This is a genomic window from Syntrophomonas palmitatica JCM 14374 (genome assembly GCF_001311885.1).
Lineage (GTDB): Bacteria > Bacillota > Syntrophomonadia > Syntrophomonadales > Syntrophomonadaceae > Syntrophomonas_A > Syntrophomonas_A palmitatica.
Map to the genome: position 1 here is coordinate 14,803 of NZ_BBCE01000023.1, position 16,903 is coordinate 31,705.

Sequence of the window (16,903 nt, forward strand, 5' to 3'; positions counted from 1 at the left end):
ATAAAAACTCCTAAAAATCATATTCTTCTTGGGTTTCTGTGCCGTAGTCACTCCAGTCGCCATATTCTGGAGTTTCAGTGTTTTCTTTGCCGTTTTTGGTATCACCTTTGCCGTTCTTTTTGTCGAGGAACTCAAATTCATCTACGATAAGACTGGTATAGGTCTTACCGTCTTTAGTGTTCTGGGACAAACGCCCGGTTACAGCAATTAACCGACCTTTAGTACCCTGTTCAGCCATCGCTGTAGCCTTATTCTTCTCTTTGTCGTTGCCAAAGACTGTGCAATCCCAGAAATCGGTTTCCTTCTGGTCGCCCCAGCCATAATTTACGGCCAGCCCAAATCTGGTAAATGCTTTACCATTTGCGCTGTAAGCAAATTCAGCGTCCCTGGTCAGCCTGCCGACAAAAACACAGGTGTCAGTTAGCAGACTAACCGCTTCAAATACCGGCAAGGTTACATTCTTGATGTTGCGAAATACGCCAACCAGGGGCAAACATTTGTTTGCCGATTCAGCCACCTTTTTGGCGAGTTCGCCATCATAAGGGACTCTTAAAAAGGCTTTAATATCTCCTTGCATTAAAACCTCTGCTTTGGCCCCTTTTTCCCCTTGTTTTAAGGGGATTTTTACGATTTTTACAAAGGCTCCACAATTTCTATTCATGACACCACTCCTTCCCCGCTTCGCGGGATTTTTAAATTTTGGTTTAACCCAATAAAAAAGCCCCCTTTCGGGGGGCTTTGGTTTTAGCTATTCAGACATGATTCGTGATATAATCTACCTTCGTACTCTTTATAATTCTTGTCACCTATTGGTTTATGGCATAACGGACATATCGTTTCTGCTATTCGTCTTATTTGGTCACATTCTATATGCCCACAGCCATTTACACATGGGCTTTTAGATATTATTTTGTTCACTTGGCATAACCTCCTTACGTTCAACGGCGATAAAGCCAGTGACCACTCCCCTACTTACGGTCTATCACCGTTGATGATGGGGGACTTCTTGCTGTGTTTTAGTTAAATTTTACACCCGGGAATTCATCCCGATAATTATTAAGAGAATAAACCCCTTTGCAGGACCGTAAATCATACCATTTTCTCAGACGTTAGATTTATCAGGTTGTCTTACTATATTCATACTAACTCCAGCACCTTTTTTCGGCCCACGGCAGCATCAAAAGTGCTCCTGGAGGATTTTTGAAGTTGCTGTCCTTTGTTAAATTGCTGGACGGGTCTAATGTAGCCGACAACTCGTGAATAAATTTCGGTTTCAGTACCACAGATATGGCAAGTGTATTGTTCCCCATTTATATATCCATGTTCTGGGCAAATAGAGAACGAAGGAGTTATGGTAAAATAGGGCAGCTTGAAATTGCCACATACTTTCCTAACAAGTTTTTTAGTAGACGCTATATCAGGGATTCTCTCTCCCAGGAATATATGAAATACCGTTCCGCCAGTATATCTGGTTTGTATCGGCTCCTGGTGATTTAATGCCTCAAATAAATCGTCCGTATACCCTGCCGGGAGTTGGGTGCTGTTTGTGTAATAAGGAACGTCTATGGAACCGGAGGTTTGTATCCCAGGATATTTCTTTACGTCCTTTAAGGCTAGTTTATAGGCTGCTCCTTCAGCCGGGGTGGATTCAAGATTAAATAGGTTGCCCGTTTTTTCTTGGTAACAGGCGATTCGCTTTAACATAAAATCCATTACTTCTTGAGTTAATTCCGAACCTTCAGGAGTATTAATGCCTTTACCTAAAAGGTTTAAACATGCTTCGTGCATACCTACAAGACCAATTGTTGAAAAGTGGTTGGCCCAATAAGTACCCATTTGGCTTTAACGCCACGCAGGTAAAACCGAATATACGGATACAGCCCTTCATTAGTCCAGCTTTCAAGCGTCTTGCGCTTGATTTCCAGGCTGTCTTTGGCTATATCCATCATCATGCCTAACCGGGCAAGAAATTCTTCTTTGCTGTCAGTTAAATATCCTATACGGGGCATATTAATAGTTACTACCCCGATGGACCCCGTCAAAGGGCTTGCAGCGAACAATCCTCCCATGCGTCTGCGGATCTCTTTATTGTCAATTCTCAACCGACAACACATCGATCTCGCATCTTCGGGGTTCATATCCGAATTGACATAATTAGCAAAATAAGGTATGCCGTATCGGGCTGTCATTTCCCATATCCCATTATAAATAGGATTATCCCAATCAAATTCTTCGGTTATATTATATGTGGGAATTGGAAACGTAAAAACTCTCCCTTTAGCATCCCCTTCACACATTACTTCTGCAAATGCCCGATTAAACATATTCATCTGTTCTTGAAATTCGCCATATGTCTTATCCATAAATTTGCCGCCTATTATAACAGGCTCATATTCCATGTATTTAGGCACTTTCAAGTCCAGAGTTATATTTGAAAATGGGCTTTGAAATCCAACCCGTGTTGGTACATTCATATTAAATATAAACTCTTGTAACCCTTGTTTTACCTGCTGGTAATCCAGGTTATCATACCAAATAAAAGGCGCAAGTAAAGTGTCAAAATTTGAAAATGCTTGAGCGCCTGCTGCTTCACCTTGTATTGTGTAAATAAAATTAACGGCCTGACCTAAAGCAGTACGAAAATGCTTGGGCGGGGCTGACGAGATTTTCCCTGGTACCCCCGTAAAACCTTCCATTAATAAATCTTTTAAGTCCCACCCTACACAATAAGGGGCTAAAATGCCTAGATCATGAATGTGTATATCTCCGCTTATGGCAGCATTACGTATAAATTCTGGATAGATTTTTTCTAACCAAAAATTTTCACAAATTTGTTCTGCTACAAATACATTTAACCCCTGTAGCGAAAACGCCATATTGGCGTTTTCTTTTACTGCCAGGTCATTCTTGCTTAAATACGTAAGTATATGTTCTTGGGATTTTACTATATCAGCATTCCTGGCTTGTGCGTGTTGATGCCGATATAAAATATATGCTTTAGCAGTTTTATAGTGACCATTATCTACCAGGACTTCTTCAACTATGTCCTGGATTTCTTCAACTGTTATATATTCACGATTGTCCTCGATTCTTTCAATAACTTTTTTGGTCAATTCTACTGCCTTATCATAATCTCTGCCACCAACTGCATATGCTGCCCTATATATAGCCGAAGTTATTTTCGAGGGATCAAAATCTACTGTTTTTTGTACGATTTGACCATTTATTGTTTGCGGCCGTTTTTGTACTTTACTTACCATAATTTCACCTCCATTAAAGAAGGGTGGTTTTCACCACCCTTAAATGATTTTTTATCTTATTAATGGAACCAGAACAAGCCGAAACCCATCATCACCCGCAAATAACGCAGGACTACATGTTCCAGCAAAACTGATTTTTGTTTGTTCTGGCATCCCTTTTAGGGCATCAATAAGATAATTCGCATTGAAATAGATTTCCAAATCCTGTCCGGTTTTCTTTATTTCAATAATATCTTTAATTTCCCCTACAGCATCTGATACTGCAGAAACTTCCAGAGCCCCGTTGAGGGTTAAATGGGCAGATTGTATTTTCCCCTCGCTCGGCGGTAGTGTTAAAATACGGGCTATCGATTGCCGAAAAGTTTCTGTGTTAACAGAACATTCCGATACAAAATCTTTGGAGATAACAGCATTTACATCGGGGTATTGCCCGTTAATTATCCGAGAAAAAATTTCTGTTTCCCCGGTTTTAAATAAAAGGTTGTTGCCGCTGGTGTAGACAACAACATCTTCATCGTCTACAACCCGAAGCAATTCCTCTGCTGTTTTGAGAGGAATAATTAATTGTTGAGGGTTCCCCCCTCCTTCGGTCTCTATAATTGCAAGCCTATGAGTATCAGAACCTACCCATATGGTTTTGTCTGCCTTAATGTCCATGAGGACTCCAGTAAAAACCATACGGAAATGGTTTTTGGCTACAGCCGGTAAAACTGCACTTATCCCTTTGCGTAACAGATTGCCAGGAATAGTTATTACTTCTTTCTGGCATTCGGGCCAGTCTGGGTAATCAGACCCTTCTAATAAATTAAGGTTGGCTTTAGAACGGGCATACTTAACTTGTAGTTTGTTATCCTTCACTTCAAGAGAAATAACCCCTGCAGGAAGGGACTTGACGAAGTTTTCAAAATACTTGGCATTTACAAGTACCTTGCCTTCTTCATCAAATTGGAGTTCAGAAGTGCTGGTTTTAATCCCAAACTCCATATTTGTTGCCCTTGCAACTAATTTCCCATTAGCTGCTTCCATATATAAGACTTGTAACTGTGGTATTGCGCTGTTATGGGCCGCGCCTCGGCCTGCTTTAGTTATCAGAGCAACTAAATCCTTTTTTTCAATTTTAATATTCATTACATTCCTCCTTCCTGACTTAACGGGATTTTAATTTTTGACAATAAAAAAAGCGATCTTTTTAGAGATCGCTTTCTATGTGTTACGCCACTATATCCGTGGATTGCGCACTACTTAAACCAATGTTTAGGCATAATCCAGATTATAAAACCGTAACAGCCAATAATAAACAGTATCGCCCCTACATGGTTTATGATATTTATCATCTGTTTTTGCCATAACTTTTTCTATGAGGTTTGATATATCTGGATATTCTCTACTTAACCAGCCCGTCATGCTGGCAAGAACATTTCTTGATGTATCAATGTATTTATCATTTAAAGCATCTTCAAGAACATTTTTCATTGTTGATTCAAGTGTATTAGCCAACTTTGTTCCTCCCTTCCGGTCTGGTCGGTGTCCGTGATGCGCGGCTAAATATCTGCTACTGGAACAGGGTTGTTTATACAAGAGCAGTTGTCTTTGCCCTGCTCTTCGCATTCTTTGCACCCCTCTGTGTGATCTTCCCCTGCTGCTTCCAGTGACTTCAGTATCCGCACGTACCACTGGCTATCAATCGTATCCTGGGTGATTTGTTTTAGATCGTCCTCAGACTCAATCACGCCCCACCAACTCTCCGCGCCGTAAACTATCTTGTTCAGATCAAATACAAAAATTGCCGGATTGCTGAAATAACTGAGGTTTAATTCTCCGCTCTCTGGGTTATGAGATACGCTAATGTCGATAGGCAGATCACCGAGAAACAGCCCCAGATAGGTTTTGCCCTGGCACTCTTCGGCACAAGGCCGGATTGATACAAACTTGCCAATATCCCCTTTATTAAGGCTATACTGTTCGGTATTGCGATTGATTCCGGTCACTTCTATGGGATATTCGATATATCTGCACCGATAATCATTACAAATGAAGCTCTCTTTAAATTTGTATTCAGCGGACATCCAGCCAGTAGGCATATTCACTATGGCCTGATAATCGCTATTATTTTTCAGGGCATCACATCTGGCAAATCGCCCCGATTTACACGTATTGCAGTTCCGCTTGATTTCTTCCGCCATCGATCTTTCTTCCCCCCTTCAGTCTGTGAAAAGCGCAGCATCACAATATTAATAATTCCGGGTTATCATGTGCGTTGCCGATTACCTCAATCTGGTCTTTGATATGAAAAATAGTAAGGGGCCATCCAGCGGGATAATCTATAGGAATTGCCAGATAAGAACCGTCCTTGAAAAGAATCTCCATGTTAACAATATCATTGGTCCATAAAAACTTGACTATATCGCGCTCATACATATCCTTGCCTTTTAGGTCTGGTATCCCTGTGTATTCTCCCACTGTGTGCGGGTCAACGTCATAGCACACAGAATGTGAACTATAAAATGGCTTGCCATCGATGACGCGATTGAGTGTTCTTTGTCCGCTTGCCATGATTTCACAAGCACCATCATCGTATTTAATTAGACAACCGTAAACCCATTCGCCATTATCAATCCTCTTTGCCCGGAATTGTTTATTTGGAGCCTTGCTCTGTGCGTTTCCACTCATGTCTATCTCCTCTCTTTCTTTCTCGTGCTACTGCGCATCTTAACCAAAATGCGCATCAAATTTTCTCTATGGTAGTGAATTTTAATTTACCCGTCCCATTCATTTCTGCTGCAACTTTTGCCCTTGGTGCATCAGTTTTTATAAACGGTCTTAGGATCCAATTTATCCAGTTTGCTGTTCTGTATAGCCGTTTTATAGCTTTTATATCTTCCTCAGTTAGAAGATTTGCGCCACATAAAGGACAAGGTTTATTTATCCATTTTTCGTAATCCTTAAATTCAACCGTAGGATTACGATAATCACAAGTAGGATTATCACATTTAATGCCTTGGATATGTATCTTTAAGGCTTTCAATTTAAATCCCCCTAACTACACATTTTTTATTATTATGCAGCATCGGTTCTAGCGAATCCTTTTTTAGCGTCAAAGACTATGATGTGGCTGTTTACCTCTCCGTCTGTAAGAATAATGTTTAATACGCTAAATAACAGAGTAGCCGCCATATCATTCGCCCCTACGTTTTGTGGATTTTCCAGAGCATTTAAAGCGCAATTTTGCGGTTGGGCATTTTCTACTTCGACCAAAGAATCAGGAAACACTTCGCCTACAGGGGTAAGTTTAATTTCGGTATCCTTATAACCTACTACTATCTGCCTGTATATTTGCCGTTTCCTGAATCTATGTAGATTATGGGTTTATCAGAGTTAATAAAGGCTTCGTGCATGACTTTTCTAGCGCGATTGTTGTCTACACAGCCAATCAAGATCCTACATACTGGGCCTGAATTACATTCAGGAAAGAAGTTGAATATTTCTTCCCAAGATTCAGCTTTTTCAGTACCCGAACCTATAGCAACTCCAAAATGGCTCCCATATCTTTTGGCCATTACCTCAGACTTATACAACCCGAGATCGGCTTTGACAAAGTTCTGACGATAAAGATTTATTTCCTCAACCACGTCAAAATCTACAATGTTGTATCCCTGCCAACCATCTCGGTATTTTTGCAGGGTCATTAGCAAACGGGCTATTTTGGGGACCAGATAGCCACCGGTTCCCCCACAGCCCACTTGCAGGATTGAGAAATTGGAATAAGGTATAATCATCCCTGCTTCTCAAACTTCACACCGGCAACCAAAAACTTTTCCCCTTCTTCTGGAGTCACCCATACGAAGGTTGCCCTATCTTTGGTAAGTTCGGTGTAGCCTTGGCCTACCAACCATTGACGAACATCACCAATAGTGGGCGTTTCTTTGTCCTCGGGAACAACATAATCGTAAAATTCATTATAGATTTTTACCCTACAGCTTCTGACTTCTAGAGCGGAATCGTCAGTAAGTTTTGGGGTTATAGTCGTTGTGCCACCAGACGTACTGCTCTTTTTCCCTTTAGCTTTGGCAGGTTTTTCGGCAGCGCAAGCGTTTTGCTCGCAACCGTTTTCCGTAAATTCGTCTCCAAAAAGATTAACCATTCCATCCATTTCCCATCTCCTTCTCCCTCTTATAGAGGATTTTATTATTTTTTGTTAATAAAAAAGCCCCCCGTTTTATAGACGGGAGGCTTTTCTTAAATAATTGATTAGTGGTAAATACTGTAATATTCAGCTATTGCGTCTTTCCATTCTTTTAATTCAGCATCTGTTAGATATTTTTTGTTTTCTTCAGAAACCAATCTCCCTGTTTTCTTATAAGCATAAATGAGTTCACCTGGTATTCCTGCTTCTTCCATGATTTTGACTGTTTCTTTTTCAAGGTCTATTCCACTAGGTACATTAAAAAAAACGAGGTCATCAGGCCCAGGTTCCCGCCCAAAAGTGTCTATGTGTTTCTGGTATTGTTTTTTTAATATATTAGTTACGTTATTTGGCAAGGGTATCCTTTTGCAAATTTCACCGTTTCGCTCAACCCATTCAAATTCCTTGTCTATACAACAATGCTTATATTTTTTACCACTTCCGCAAGGGCAAAGCGCATTTCTTGGATATTTTTTCACTAATCATATCCCTACCTTTCCCTTTTTTAAATCAGATTTTAAAATTAATTATTTAGTATTTGCCCTAATGTTTTATTGGCCGGCACCAGCCAATTATCAGGGAAATCAATCCCCTGCAGGTTTCTAAACAATGAATCACCGTCTAAGCCTGCATTATTTCTAAAGGGATATGCCCTGGTGCTTGGCATTGCCATTATTGTTCCCGGGGCTTTGAAAAGTTCCCAGGGGGCTTCTATTTTGACATTGTTAGCCCCCATACATAACTTCCCCGTAGAATCTACATTGTAGAATGGAAAACAATATAACGGCACTTCGGGCCGCATAATTTTTGTTTCCTGGGTAATGGCCCATACATCGGTACGATACAATCTATTTTCGATTACTTCAAATTTCCATATTGAAGCTGGTATTCCGATGTTATCATAGGGCCTGTCACAATACTCTATCGAACCCCTTATGGCATTTTGGTGCATTACTACTGTATAATGCTTGGGGTTGTCAGGGTATTTGATATACCCGATTGTTCCCGGTGGAAGAACAGGAGAAGGCTCCGGGGTCGCTGAAACTCTTTTCCCTATAGATTTTGTCAGCGCTGCTACAATGTCTTCAACGCTAACCTTTTTCCATGTGGAAACCTTGTTCTTTTTTATTTCAACAAAAGCCCCGTCTTCCTCAAGGCGAATGTTGATCATAAACATCCCTCCTTGAGTTTCTGAATTTGGATGAATATATCACCGATTTCTTCGGCTCCGGTTTCCCATCCATCCATCACCAAGCACCAGAATTTCTTCCCAATGCCATTGGTTCCAACGGTTAATTTGATAATGCTGGAACTCTCTACCATTGGGATTAAATCTGGGTTGGCTTCTTCGTCCTCCACTTCTATTACTCTTACGACCTCTGGTTCAATAATTTCAACTTGGTTTTCTTCTCCCCATTCTTCTGCGTCATAATATTCAATCGAGAATTCGTTTTCATTATCTATTCCCATAATTATCATTATGACGGCACCAAGAAATGGGTCATTAGTGCATTCACCACAACCACAAAAACCGAAGCAAAAATCTTTAATATCATACCCCTGGTCTTTGAGATCGTAGAGATATAACAAGTTGTTTATAGAAACCATTTTTTCATCTGCTTCTTCTTCGGTGAATTCATTAAAAATTCCATTATACATAAGAACTCACCTCCAAAGAAGGTGCCTGTATAAGGCTTTCTTCTAGAAGATTTATTTTGCAAACCATGTTTATGTTATCGTTAACTACATCCCAGAAATTATTTCCGGTATCCCAATAAGAACAAATTAGGTCTTGCAGCCATAACCAATCCTCTCTTGGGACGCTTAATACTCTTTCGGTGACATAACCATCATTTAATATATCTAACAGTTTAGTCGCTTTCGCGGCTATTTTTGTTATTTCGGGGTCATCAATCGAAGGCATTTCGGGAACCTTTTTTAATTTTTCCCGAAGTTCTTTGATTTTAATATACATAACTATCCTCCTTTACCCGGCAAAGCCGGGTTTTAGTCCCGGCATTTGCCGAATAAAAGATTATGCTACCTGTTTTAATCCCCAAACTCCCCGGTCTATTGAATAAAATTCGGGTTTTGTTTGAAGAACCTGACGCACTTTGGCCTGTGGATCAGAGTGTTTTTTGGTGGCCGCAAAGCTTTCTAGTTCCTTATAGAGTTTATGAAGGTCAGCTTTGCCGCCTAACCCTTCCAACGCCAGTCTTACAGCAGTACGCCAAGATAGCCTTTCTTCCTTCTTCCAGTTGATTTCAGTTTGAACGGATACAGTACAGGGCAAAACGATGCAATCATCTTTTCTGAATATCAATAAGTATTCATGGACAATTGGTATAAACTTGCCGCTGTAATTAACCTGATCACTCCAACAATTGTGTTGTGCTTTAATAACAACTTGTTCTGGAGTTCCTATCCAGGCCATATCCCTTTGCATTGAATATAACCTGCCGTTCTTTTTAATATCACCAACCAGAATAGCTATTCTGCCGCCCCGAGATAAAGAGGTAAATAACTTTTTCTGAATGAAGTTAATTCTCTTTATGAATTCGGGGTATTTCGATAATGGAATTTGGGATAAGTCCCTCTGATCTGGCCTACCCCACATATAGCCTGAATACTTAATTATATCTGCATAGGGTGGATGCCAGAAAATCATGTCATAAACGCCGGGGATTTCGTCCCTCAAGGCATCCCAACCTCCATACTGCGGATTCAGGTCTAATACATCATGGTCTATACCTAATTTTAGGCATACATCATGAGTAGTGCCTGATCCACACATAGGATCAAATACCTTCTTAGGTCGATAAAACCCAAATAAATCTTCAAGTAACCGGGGAGAACAATTTCCCCGATACTTATTGTTTCCTCCTTCACCCCTTTCGGGGTAGGAGACTACGCTTTTCATAGCTAAACCTCCTTCCCCTGGGTTATATTAATCCTTGACGATTAAATGAAGTATATTGATTAACGCCGACTATTATATGGTCTAAAACTTTAATACCGAGAATTTCTCCTGCTTCAACCAACTTTTTGGTTAGACCAATATCCTCTTTGCTGGGTGTAGGGTCGCCAGATGGGTGATTATGAGCCAGGATGACGCTGGCTGCGCTGGCAAGCACTGCTGTTTTGAACACTTCTCTTGGGTGTACCACGGTACTGTTTAGGCTGCCTATACTGATTGTCTGCATTGCAGCCAGGTTGTTTTTTTGATCAAGATAGGCAACAACAAAATGTTCCCTATCCAGATTTTCAATGTCCAGATGTTCTTTTAAAATTTCAATTAAATCACCTGGATTTGTAATTGGAGGTGCATACCAAGGCCCGGATTCACGAATTAGTTTTATTTGCGTCCAGCTAAATACTTTTTTTGTAGGAGCCTTGGTGTTTTTTGGGGGTTTGGGTAAATCTCCATAGTAAAATAGATTTTCTTGCATTTTTCGGTAGGCTATAAGCTACCTTCCCTCCTTTCGGATTTTAGTAGGCTTACGCCTCTGCCCGTTCAACGGATTTTTAAGTTTTAATCAATAAAAAAAGCCCGTACTCCGGGGATGAGTACGGGCTTTGGGATTGTCCCTGCCACCGGACATTGTAGCAGGAACTTCGTACAACGGGCTATCGCCCGTTGTACGAAAGATCCCCTTGCTCCTGTGCCTCAAGAGGCACAGGACAAGGGAAGAATTTGGAATCCTGCAGGGTGTGCATCCACGCACCCCTGCAGAGGAACGTTCCCTCCTGCCGCGCAGAAGGGACATTTTCAAATTCAATGATGGAATAACCCTCCCGAAGAAGGATTAGACCATATTTCAGCGGCGCTACCAGCGCCACTATTTTGTCCGGGGTTATTCCCCGGATTTGCTCTATGATCTGGTCGTTGAAGACCAGATCCTTTTTCTCATGGGCATTATAGCCCATGGTCTTAAGGGTTTCGACCTGACCGTTGGTCAGGTCATGCCTCGAAAACCAATATATTTTCATATTTTTCCTCCTTCCCCAGCGAAAGCAGGGATTTTTTTAATTTTTTTAATAAAAAAAAAGCCCTCTCAAATGAGAGGGCAATTCCCGAATCAAATTCTTTATATGCTAATTTTCAACCTTACGGCATTTCTCCCGTTATAATCGGATAAGTCTGTTATAATAACCTTTGCCGTCCTGCCAGTATAACTTTCTTTGTCCGTAACGGATTTTTATTTTGCCAAAACCAAAAGAGATTTTTAAAAAACCTCCTTTGGTTTTGGTCTGGTAAGGTTTCCCCGTAACCGTTCCAGACCTTTTGCTCTGGCCAGAGAGCCTACTCAGGCGGCTCCAGAACCGCCTTTTCGTTTACCCTAACAATGTCCCGTTTTGGGTAATAAAAAAGCCCCACCTGTTAGGTGAGGCTTGGTAGTTATGCGAAAAGTACCAATTGGTCGCTTTCCCTAATAATTTTCTTCTTTTGTCTGGGTGTTAACCCCGACAAATCGATATTCTGTTTCGCCAGGGCTTCGGCCAAGGTCATTAACCGGATACTTTCCTTCTGGGTGATTATGGGTTTACTCAGAATTTGAGCAACTTCGGCTTTATATCTCTCGAACACATCGTTACTGTTAATGGCAACGATGTTATCTTTCAAGAGGGACAATACATCATTGATTGAATCATCCTGGCCGAAATTCCTTAATCCTTCGTTGGAAAGATGTCCTTCCAGTATTCCAGCAGCATTAAGTTTACTGCCGATTAACTGGAAGCATTTCTCCTGCAAGGTGTCCTGATAACACAGGAACACCACTTTGATTGGCTCGGTCTGTCCAATACGCCAGGATCGGCTTGAAGCCTGCCTAACTGTTGATGGGATATAACCTGTTTGCATCCAGATAATTGTCTGACACTCCAACAGGTCTAAACCCGTTTCAACCAGTTCAGGATGACAAATAAGAGTGTTAATTCCCTCATTATTTAGTTTGTTTTTCACCCATTCTTCCCGTTTCCTGGTTGAAATAGTGTTACTACGCAAAGACTGGACTTTAGCCCCCGTTACCTGGGAACAAACCCATTCCAACCGAGGTAAATGGTCTTTAAGGTTGGTATATGTGGTAAATATCAAACATTTTCTTCCTAAACCTAATTCGGTTTTAAGAATCGCCTGCAATTCTTTTTCCTTGTTATAGACTTTGTTTTTGTCCATTCGTGGAATAGGTAAATGCAGGCTGTAGTCTGGTTTTACTACATTAATAGAATCCGGGCCTTCGCAAATATCAGGGAATGATAAGCAGGTATGCAGCATAATGCTTGCTACTTGACTTCCACCTTGTTTTATTTCATCGCGAAGGCGTCTTTCTAATTTATGATATTCCTGGTCAAGTTCTTCGTCCATTTCTACCACATTAACGTATTCTGTTTTTGGTGGCAGAAACGGTGCAACATCCGATAGTTTTAAAAAGCATGTACGTTCAATCAGCCATTCGGGGAAAGTGTTTATAGTGTACCCCGGCAATGGTTTTACTTGAACACGGGCGTTTCTAGCTTTGGATGTTTGTCCATATTTGCTTTCGCCCTTGCTTTTTATAGTTTTGACCCAGAACCCGTATTCATTTTGAAATTTTGTTCGGGATTCTTCGTCATGTTTAAATCCCTTTTGTTTAAATTTTTCGGGTTCCATACGCCAAAGCAAATAATACAGGCCATTCGCGTATCCATCTGCGAGGGTTCCAGTCATAGCTATAACTTTATCTACTTTACTTATTACACCCCCAAACCCCAAACCTTGGGCAGTTGACCCTTTGTACTTATGCGCTTCGTCAGCGATATAGTAATCAAAGAATCCAGATGGTATGCGTTTTTTGATAATATCCGCTATACTTACCTTGCGATAGCCTTTGCGGTTATTATCAGCCTGCCACAACATTTCGCCGCACTCCCTGCACTTGTGGTTGCGCTGGTTGTGAACCTTGAAATCAGCAGGGGTCATTTCTATGAAATAGGTATTGCCTTTGTCGTCAGTTTTGGGGTATTTTAATATCTTCCCGCACTTCGGACATACAGCAACATCCATCCACCTGTATAAATCATATTCAGCATCCCAAAATTTACGTTTTGCAGTTGCAAACCCCGGGCGCTGAATATAACTGCCCCTTAATGCTTCATTGGATACTACCCAATATTCGGGTGCATCTAATTTATCCGAGGTCCGCCATTGAGCATAAAAATCCTGCCAAGGCTTATGATTTTCCCCGAAAATAAATGTTTTAGCTTCAGGGATAACTGCGTTTATTTCTCTGGCCCACTTTTCAACCAGGTGGCCCGGGCAGGTTATGATTGTTCTATATGGCTTGCCGTTGGCATGATGATGACAGGCTGCTATGCCGATGGAAGTTTTGCCTACTCCCATCTGACCGGAAATTATTGTGTGGTTACTTTCACGCAATCTTTTGGAAGCTGCCACTGCAATATCCTTCTGTTGAGGAAAAAGTTTGCGGTTCAGACTTTCAAAAAACTCGTTATTGTAATCACCCGGTAAATGGAGATACTTAACTTTAGCAGATACTTTATCCCCTATAACTTGGCATAGCGTTCAATATAATCAGCTACACCGTTAATGCCTACAAGGAAATTTTCTGGGGCTATATCATCGTCTTCCAAATAAGAAGCGATGATATTTTCTGCTGCTTGTTTAAAATCTTCTAGCTGCATTGGATCTATTAAATAAAATTTAGCAGCTTGAAGTTTTAATTGAGGGCTTAAAACCTCGCACTTTACTAAATACTTAGTTTGCAGCCCTGCTTTTATTATTCTGTCCATACAGTCAGTGAATTCTTTTTCGCTAGGTGTTGGACAGGGGATATTTAACTCAGTGATATTTTGGTACGCGCGTACCCTCCTGTCATCTTGAGTTAATCCCCAGAACAGGTTATTGTGCATTAAAAAAACTTGCAATCCCTGTTCTGTTTTTATTTGCGGGAACTGTCTATATTCGGCGGCGGGTTTCCAGTACCGCGTTGATTTTTCGGTTTCCACCTGGTAGTATTCAATTCTTCTCTTGGCGTTTTCGTCAAGAAATTGCGCTCTAACCGCTTTAACAGCTATTTCAGAGCCAATTATCGAAACCGCTATAATTTCCCGGTTGTGTAATACAACCAGGTCAGTATATACAGTAACCCCGTTTCCTTTGAATTGGTACATTATATCCCCTCCTAGAATAGCTCTAATTGCGCTGGTCGGCTTATTGTCTGGACGAGTTCCCAATCAACTTTCCCTTTAATTTGAACTATGCTACCGTTCAGGGTGCGAAACAACTTCTTTTCGCATCTACAACGACAAATTCTTGGTAAGCCTTGCCGTTGGTAAAATTGATTGGTTCCGGAGAACGTACCTGGTTCCCTTCGGTTAACTTGATGCGAGTTTTACCTTTCTTGATATTCTCCCAACACCTTTTTCGCCATTCATTCGCCCACTCTGATTCTGTAGGGGTTAATAGTTTAAGTATTTTTTCGGGACACTCCGTTTCACAAGGTCCCATAGACTCGTCTATTTCCTTGTAGCCGAAGTTGTAGTAGTCTTTTGGAGCATATCCTAACAGACATACTAAAGCTACAACTTCTTTTCCTCGATCTGGAGAGTTGATTTCGTAAGCGAGATATGCGGTACGCAGGTTTTTTACTGCACAGGCAATGACCTTGCCGTACCTTCCATCATCGCGAGAGTAATCAAATCTTTTTTTGAAAAAATCAAAAACACTCTCGCCGGCATCCTTATGGGTATAAGTCCAACCCATATCCTACCTCCTTCTGCCTGCCCAAAAGGGCAGGCGTTTAATCCTGCCCCCGAGAGGCAAAAAAAGGATCTACTCGGGCAATTATACCTAGACTAAGGATTCCGAGAGCTGCAAAAAATATTACTATCAGCATTATCTTATTACAGCTATCCGTGACCCATCAGGCCCAGGTTGGGGAGTTAACGCATAAAAGACTGTCGTGGATTTTTTGCGAGTTATTGTTACTTCTTCGCCAGAATCCACATCTATTTCATGCGTTGTTTCTTCGTGGTTTTCATACTTGCCCAAAAGATAATGCTTCGGCATTATGCCATCAACATATCCTCCTACTGCCAACAAAGCCAACAATGCTTTATCAAGCAAATAAGGGGCTGTAAGATTATCTTTTAAGACGGGTTTACTTTGAGTTTGCAATATACTCAAAGTTTGGCTTTCTGATTCAGCAAGTTCTTTGTCATAATGATTTACACGAAAAACCTTAACCAAGCCTGGGTTAATCGCAGGAACCTGATACAATGGTTCATTCTGTAATTCGAGTTCTGGTATATCCCCCATTGTGATGCGGGCAATTTGCTCTGCAAACCATTTAGGAGATGCGGTTACCCTTTCCTGTGGCTTCTTGACACCAAAAACGACAACCTGCTGAAACTGCTGAAATTCTGGTTCGGGATACTTGAAGATTTTTATATCCCGGTAGTTTTCCAGCAAAAATTTAAGTACAGGTTCTCCCTGGTACTCAAATAAAGTAGTTGGGACTAAAAACTCAAGCACCCCGCGTGGCGCGAGGTAGTTTGTGGCGCGATATAAAAACTGTTCTTCATATCGTTCGCCGCCACCGGCCACCCAATCATAGGGCGGATTCAGGTGGATAAAACCAAATGCCCTATTTGAAACGGTGCAGTTTTCAAACGGGCCTGCTAAAACCTTAACAAAGGTTTTACTTTTGGCTTCTAATGCCCTTCCAGTGTGAAGTTCCATACCAAATAAATATTGGTCTGGACATATCTCTTGTAGAGCATCCCCCGGCCCACAACATGGATCAAAGGCTGTCGTTCCCGACTCTGGGAATGATAGATAAGACCTTATTATTGGCCTTATTCTCTCCTGAGTAGGGAAATACTCAAGATCAGCTTGCGCAGCTAATCTGGTCAATTAATGACCTCCATTTTGTAATGTTTCATGACATTCCTCCCTTCCCCGACTTAACAGGATTTAATAATTTTAAAACATAAAAATAGCGGCCCGAAGGCCGCTTGTTATATATTTTTTTTATAAAAAACATATAACATCATATGACTAGGGTTGCCGTCCGGTCTTGCGGATTATAATCTTCCAGACGATCTTGTCCGGAACAACCCGCAAGACAGTTACAGGTTTGCCCGGTAACAACTTCTCCTGTTTCGGCTTTGACGCCGATCCAGGGGGGGTAGTTCCCGTTGTTGCAGCCGGGGTTTTCAATACTCATAATTTCAAGGTTAATAATTTTCATATTCTTCCCTCCTTTCCCTGACTTAACGGGATTTTATTTGTTTTTATGCTATTAATTGCGCCCTCTCAGAAATGAGAGGGCGTGGGTGGTCGTTTTTCCCCCTGCAAATGCAGGGATTTTTATATATATTAATATAATAATAGTATATAATTTGCCTCTATGCTATGCAATAACAAATATAGCAAGTTTTTGTTTGTGGTTTTTGAATT

23 protein-coding genes are annotated in these 16,903 nt (G+C 41.1%); all 23 read right to left on the reverse strand.

Annotation, left to right across the window (positions count from 1 at the left end; genetic code table 11):
* Nucleotides 1-10 precede the first annotated feature (10 nt).
* The 23 genes from JCM14374_RS11810 to JCM14374_RS11915 all read right to left on the reverse strand — a co-directional run bounded on the left by JCM14374_RS11810 (nt 11) and on the right by JCM14374_RS11915 (nt 16,694).
* On the reverse strand, nt 11-661 hold the full coding sequence (locus JCM14374_RS11810; protein ID WP_054697667.1) for a single-stranded DNA-binding protein: 651 nt from the start codon (nt 659-661) through the stop codon (nt 11-13).
* A 476-nt stretch (nt 662-1,137) separates the two neighbouring features.
* On the reverse strand, nt 1,138-1,788 hold the full coding sequence (gene nrdD, locus JCM14374_RS15865) for an anaerobic ribonucleoside-triphosphate reductase (RefSeq protein WP_369397378.1): 651 nt from the start codon (nt 1,786-1,788) through the stop codon (nt 1,138-1,140).
* Between the two features lie 2 nt (nt 1,789-1,790).
* Nucleotides 1,791-3,260: a ribonucleoside triphosphate reductase gene (locus JCM14374_RS11815; RefSeq protein WP_369397380.1), complete on the reverse strand. Its 1,470-nt coding sequence runs from the start codon at nt 3,258-3,260 to the stop codon at nt 1,791-1,793.
* A gap of 51 nt (nt 3,261-3,311) precedes the next feature.
* Nucleotides 3,312-4,388, reverse strand: a complete 1,077-nt coding sequence (gene dnaN, locus JCM14374_RS11820; RefSeq protein ID WP_054697669.1) for a DNA polymerase III subunit beta — start codon at nt 4,386-4,388, stop codon at nt 3,312-3,314.
* A gap of 126 nt (nt 4,389-4,514) precedes the next feature.
* Nucleotides 4,515-4,757 (reverse strand): hypothetical protein, encoded by a 243-nt coding sequence (locus JCM14374_RS11825; protein ID WP_054697672.1) that lies wholly within the window; start codon nt 4,755-4,757, stop codon nt 4,515-4,517.
* Between the two features lie 44 nt (nt 4,758-4,801).
* The gene (locus JCM14374_RS11830; protein ID WP_174876284.1) at nt 4,802-5,443 is read right to left on the reverse strand and encodes a hypothetical protein; all 642 of its coding nucleotides are present in this window, start codon (nt 5,441-5,443) and stop codon (nt 4,802-4,804) included.
* A gap of 40 nt (nt 5,444-5,483) precedes the next feature.
* Nucleotides 5,484-5,930, reverse strand: coding sequence for a YopX family protein (locus JCM14374_RS11835; protein ID WP_054697675.1), 447 nt, complete (start codon nt 5,928-5,930; stop codon nt 5,484-5,486).
* A gap of 55 nt (nt 5,931-5,985) precedes the next feature.
* Entirely contained in the window at nt 5,986-6,285 is a 300-nt protein-coding gene (locus JCM14374_RS11840) for a hypothetical protein (protein ID WP_054697678.1), read from the reverse strand.
* Between the two features lie 32 nt (nt 6,286-6,317).
* The gene (locus JCM14374_RS11845) at nt 6,318-6,515 is read right to left on the reverse strand and encodes a hypothetical protein (protein ID WP_157049107.1); all 198 of its coding nucleotides are present in this window, start codon (nt 6,513-6,515) and stop codon (nt 6,318-6,320) included.
* Between the two features lie 62 nt (nt 6,516-6,577).
* Entirely contained in the window at nt 6,578-7,036 is a 459-nt protein-coding gene (locus tag JCM14374_RS11850) for a ThiF family adenylyltransferase (RefSeq protein ID WP_054697684.1), read from the reverse strand.
* Complete coding sequence (locus JCM14374_RS11855; protein ID WP_054697687.1) at nt 7,033-7,410, reverse strand: hypothetical protein; 378 nt, start codon at nt 7,408-7,410, stop codon at nt 7,033-7,035. The genes JCM14374_RS11850 and JCM14374_RS11855 overlap by 4 nt, the downstream gene beginning before the upstream one ends.
* A 98-nt stretch (nt 7,411-7,508) precedes the next feature.
* Entirely contained in the window at nt 7,509-7,922 is a 414-nt protein-coding gene (locus JCM14374_RS14945; protein ID WP_054697690.1) for an SEC-C metal-binding domain-containing protein, read from the reverse strand.
* 44 nt (nt 7,923-7,966) lie between these two features.
* Nucleotides 7,967-8,614, reverse strand: coding sequence for a hypothetical protein (locus JCM14374_RS11865; protein WP_054697693.1), 648 nt, complete (start codon nt 8,612-8,614; stop codon nt 7,967-7,969).
* Nucleotides 8,611-9,102: a hypothetical protein gene (locus JCM14374_RS11870; protein WP_054697696.1), complete on the reverse strand. Its 492-nt coding sequence runs from the start codon at nt 9,100-9,102 to the stop codon at nt 8,611-8,613. The genes JCM14374_RS11865 and JCM14374_RS11870 overlap by 4 nt, the downstream gene beginning before the upstream one ends.
* Nucleotides 9,095-9,418 (reverse strand): hypothetical protein, encoded by a 324-nt coding sequence (locus JCM14374_RS11875; protein WP_054697699.1) that lies wholly within the window; start codon nt 9,416-9,418, stop codon nt 9,095-9,097. The genes JCM14374_RS11870 and JCM14374_RS11875 overlap by 8 nt, the downstream gene beginning before the upstream one ends.
* Before the next feature lie 60 nt (nt 9,419-9,478).
* Nucleotides 9,479-10,363, reverse strand: coding sequence for a TRM11 family methyltransferase (locus JCM14374_RS11880; protein ID WP_157049109.1), 885 nt, complete (start codon nt 10,361-10,363; stop codon nt 9,479-9,481).
* Nucleotides 10,364-10,385: 22 nt separating this feature from the next.
* Nucleotides 10,386-10,892 carry a JAB domain-containing protein gene (locus JCM14374_RS11885; protein ID WP_054697702.1) on the reverse strand — a complete coding sequence of 169 codons (507 nt, stop codon included), beginning with the start codon at nt 10,890-10,892 and terminating at the stop codon, nt 10,386-10,388.
* 178 nt (nt 10,893-11,070) lie between these two features.
* Nucleotides 11,071-11,433, reverse strand: coding sequence for a hypothetical protein (locus JCM14374_RS11890; protein ID WP_054697705.1), 363 nt, complete (start codon nt 11,431-11,433; stop codon nt 11,071-11,073).
* A gap of 409 nt (nt 11,434-11,842) precedes the next feature.
* The gene (locus JCM14374_RS11895) at nt 11,843-13,876 is read right to left on the reverse strand and encodes an SNF2-related protein (protein ID WP_054697708.1); all 2,034 of its coding nucleotides are present in this window, start codon (nt 13,874-13,876) and stop codon (nt 11,843-11,845) included.
* A gap of 110 nt (nt 13,877-13,986) precedes the next feature.
* Entirely contained in the window at nt 13,987-14,613 is a 627-nt protein-coding gene (locus JCM14374_RS11900; protein ID WP_054697711.1) for a hypothetical protein, read from the reverse strand.
* A gap of 97 nt (nt 14,614-14,710) precedes the next feature.
* The gene (locus JCM14374_RS11905) at nt 14,711-15,205 is read right to left on the reverse strand and encodes a DUF6927 domain-containing protein (protein WP_054697714.1); all 495 of its coding nucleotides are present in this window, start codon (nt 15,203-15,205) and stop codon (nt 14,711-14,713) included.
* Nucleotides 15,206-15,337: 132 nt separating this feature from the next.
* On the reverse strand, nt 15,338-16,357 hold the full coding sequence (locus tag JCM14374_RS11910; protein ID WP_054697717.1) for a DUF6094 domain-containing protein: 1,020 nt from the start codon (nt 16,355-16,357) through the stop codon (nt 15,338-15,340).
* Between the two features lie 136 nt (nt 16,358-16,493).
* Nucleotides 16,494-16,694: a hypothetical protein gene (locus tag JCM14374_RS11915; RefSeq protein ID WP_054697719.1), complete on the reverse strand. Its 201-nt coding sequence runs from the start codon at nt 16,692-16,694 to the stop codon at nt 16,494-16,496.
* Between the last annotated feature and the right edge of the window lie 209 nt (nt 16,695-16,903).

What these genes read in the sequence shown, in the direction of transcription:
- JCM14374_RS11875 (WP_054697699.1), bottom strand. Translation starts at nt 9,418, where the DNA reads ATGTATATTAAAATCAAAGAACTTCGGGAAAAATTAAAAAAGGTTCCC.
- nrdD (WP_369397378.1), bottom strand. Translation starts at nt 1,788, where the DNA reads ATGCACGAAGCATGTTTAAACCTTTTAGGTAAAGGCATTAATACTCCT.
- JCM14374_RS11900 (WP_054697711.1), bottom strand. Translation starts at nt 14,613, where the DNA reads ATGTACCAATTCAAAGGAAACGGGGTTACTGTATATACTGACCTGGTT.
- JCM14374_RS11890 (WP_054697705.1), bottom strand. Translation starts at nt 11,433, where the DNA reads ATGAAAATATATTGGTTTTCGAGGCATGACCTGACCAACGGTCAGGTC.
- JCM14374_RS11880 (WP_157049109.1), bottom strand. Translation starts at nt 10,363, where the DNA reads ATGAAAAGCGTAGTCTCCTACCCCGAAAGGGGTGAAGGAGGAAACAAT.
- JCM14374_RS11865 (WP_054697693.1), bottom strand. Translation starts at nt 8,614, where the DNA reads ATGATCAACATTCGCCTTGAGGAAGACGGGGCTTTTGTTGAAATAAAA.
- JCM14374_RS11905 (WP_054697714.1), bottom strand. Translation starts at nt 15,205, where the DNA reads ATGGGTTGGACTTATACCCATAAGGATGCCGGCGAGAGTGTTTTTGAT.
- JCM14374_RS11815 (WP_369397380.1), bottom strand. Translation starts at nt 3,260, where the DNA reads ATGGTAAGTAAAGTACAAAAACGGCCGCAAACAATAAATGGTCAAATC.
- JCM14374_RS11855 (WP_054697687.1), bottom strand. Translation starts at nt 7,410, where the DNA reads ATGGATGGAATGGTTAATCTTTTTGGAGACGAATTTACGGAAAACGGT.
- JCM14374_RS11870 (WP_054697696.1), bottom strand. Translation starts at nt 9,102, where the DNA reads ATGTATAATGGAATTTTTAATGAATTCACCGAAGAAGAAGCAGATGAA.
- JCM14374_RS11835 (WP_054697675.1), bottom strand. Translation starts at nt 5,930, where the DNA reads ATGAGTGGAAACGCACAGAGCAAGGCTCCAAATAAACAATTCCGGGCA.
- JCM14374_RS11885 (WP_054697702.1), bottom strand. Translation starts at nt 10,892, where the DNA reads ATGCAAGAAAATCTATTTTACTATGGAGATTTACCCAAACCCCCAAAA.
- JCM14374_RS11830 (WP_174876284.1), bottom strand. Translation starts at nt 5,443, where the DNA reads ATGGCGGAAGAAATCAAGCGGAACTGCAATACGTGTAAATCGGGGCGA.
- JCM14374_RS11810 (WP_054697667.1), bottom strand. Translation starts at nt 661, where the DNA reads ATGAATAGAAATTGTGGAGCCTTTGTAAAAATCGTAAAAATCCCCTTA.
- dnaN (WP_054697669.1), bottom strand. Translation starts at nt 4,388, where the DNA reads ATGAATATTAAAATTGAAAAAAAGGATTTAGTTGCTCTGATAACTAAA.
- JCM14374_RS11915 (WP_054697719.1), bottom strand. Translation starts at nt 16,694, where the DNA reads ATGAAAATTATTAACCTTGAAATTATGAGTATTGAAAACCCCGGCTGC.
- JCM14374_RS11850 (WP_054697684.1), bottom strand. Translation starts at nt 7,036, where the DNA reads ATGATTATACCTTATTCCAATTTCTCAATCCTGCAAGTGGGCTGTGGG.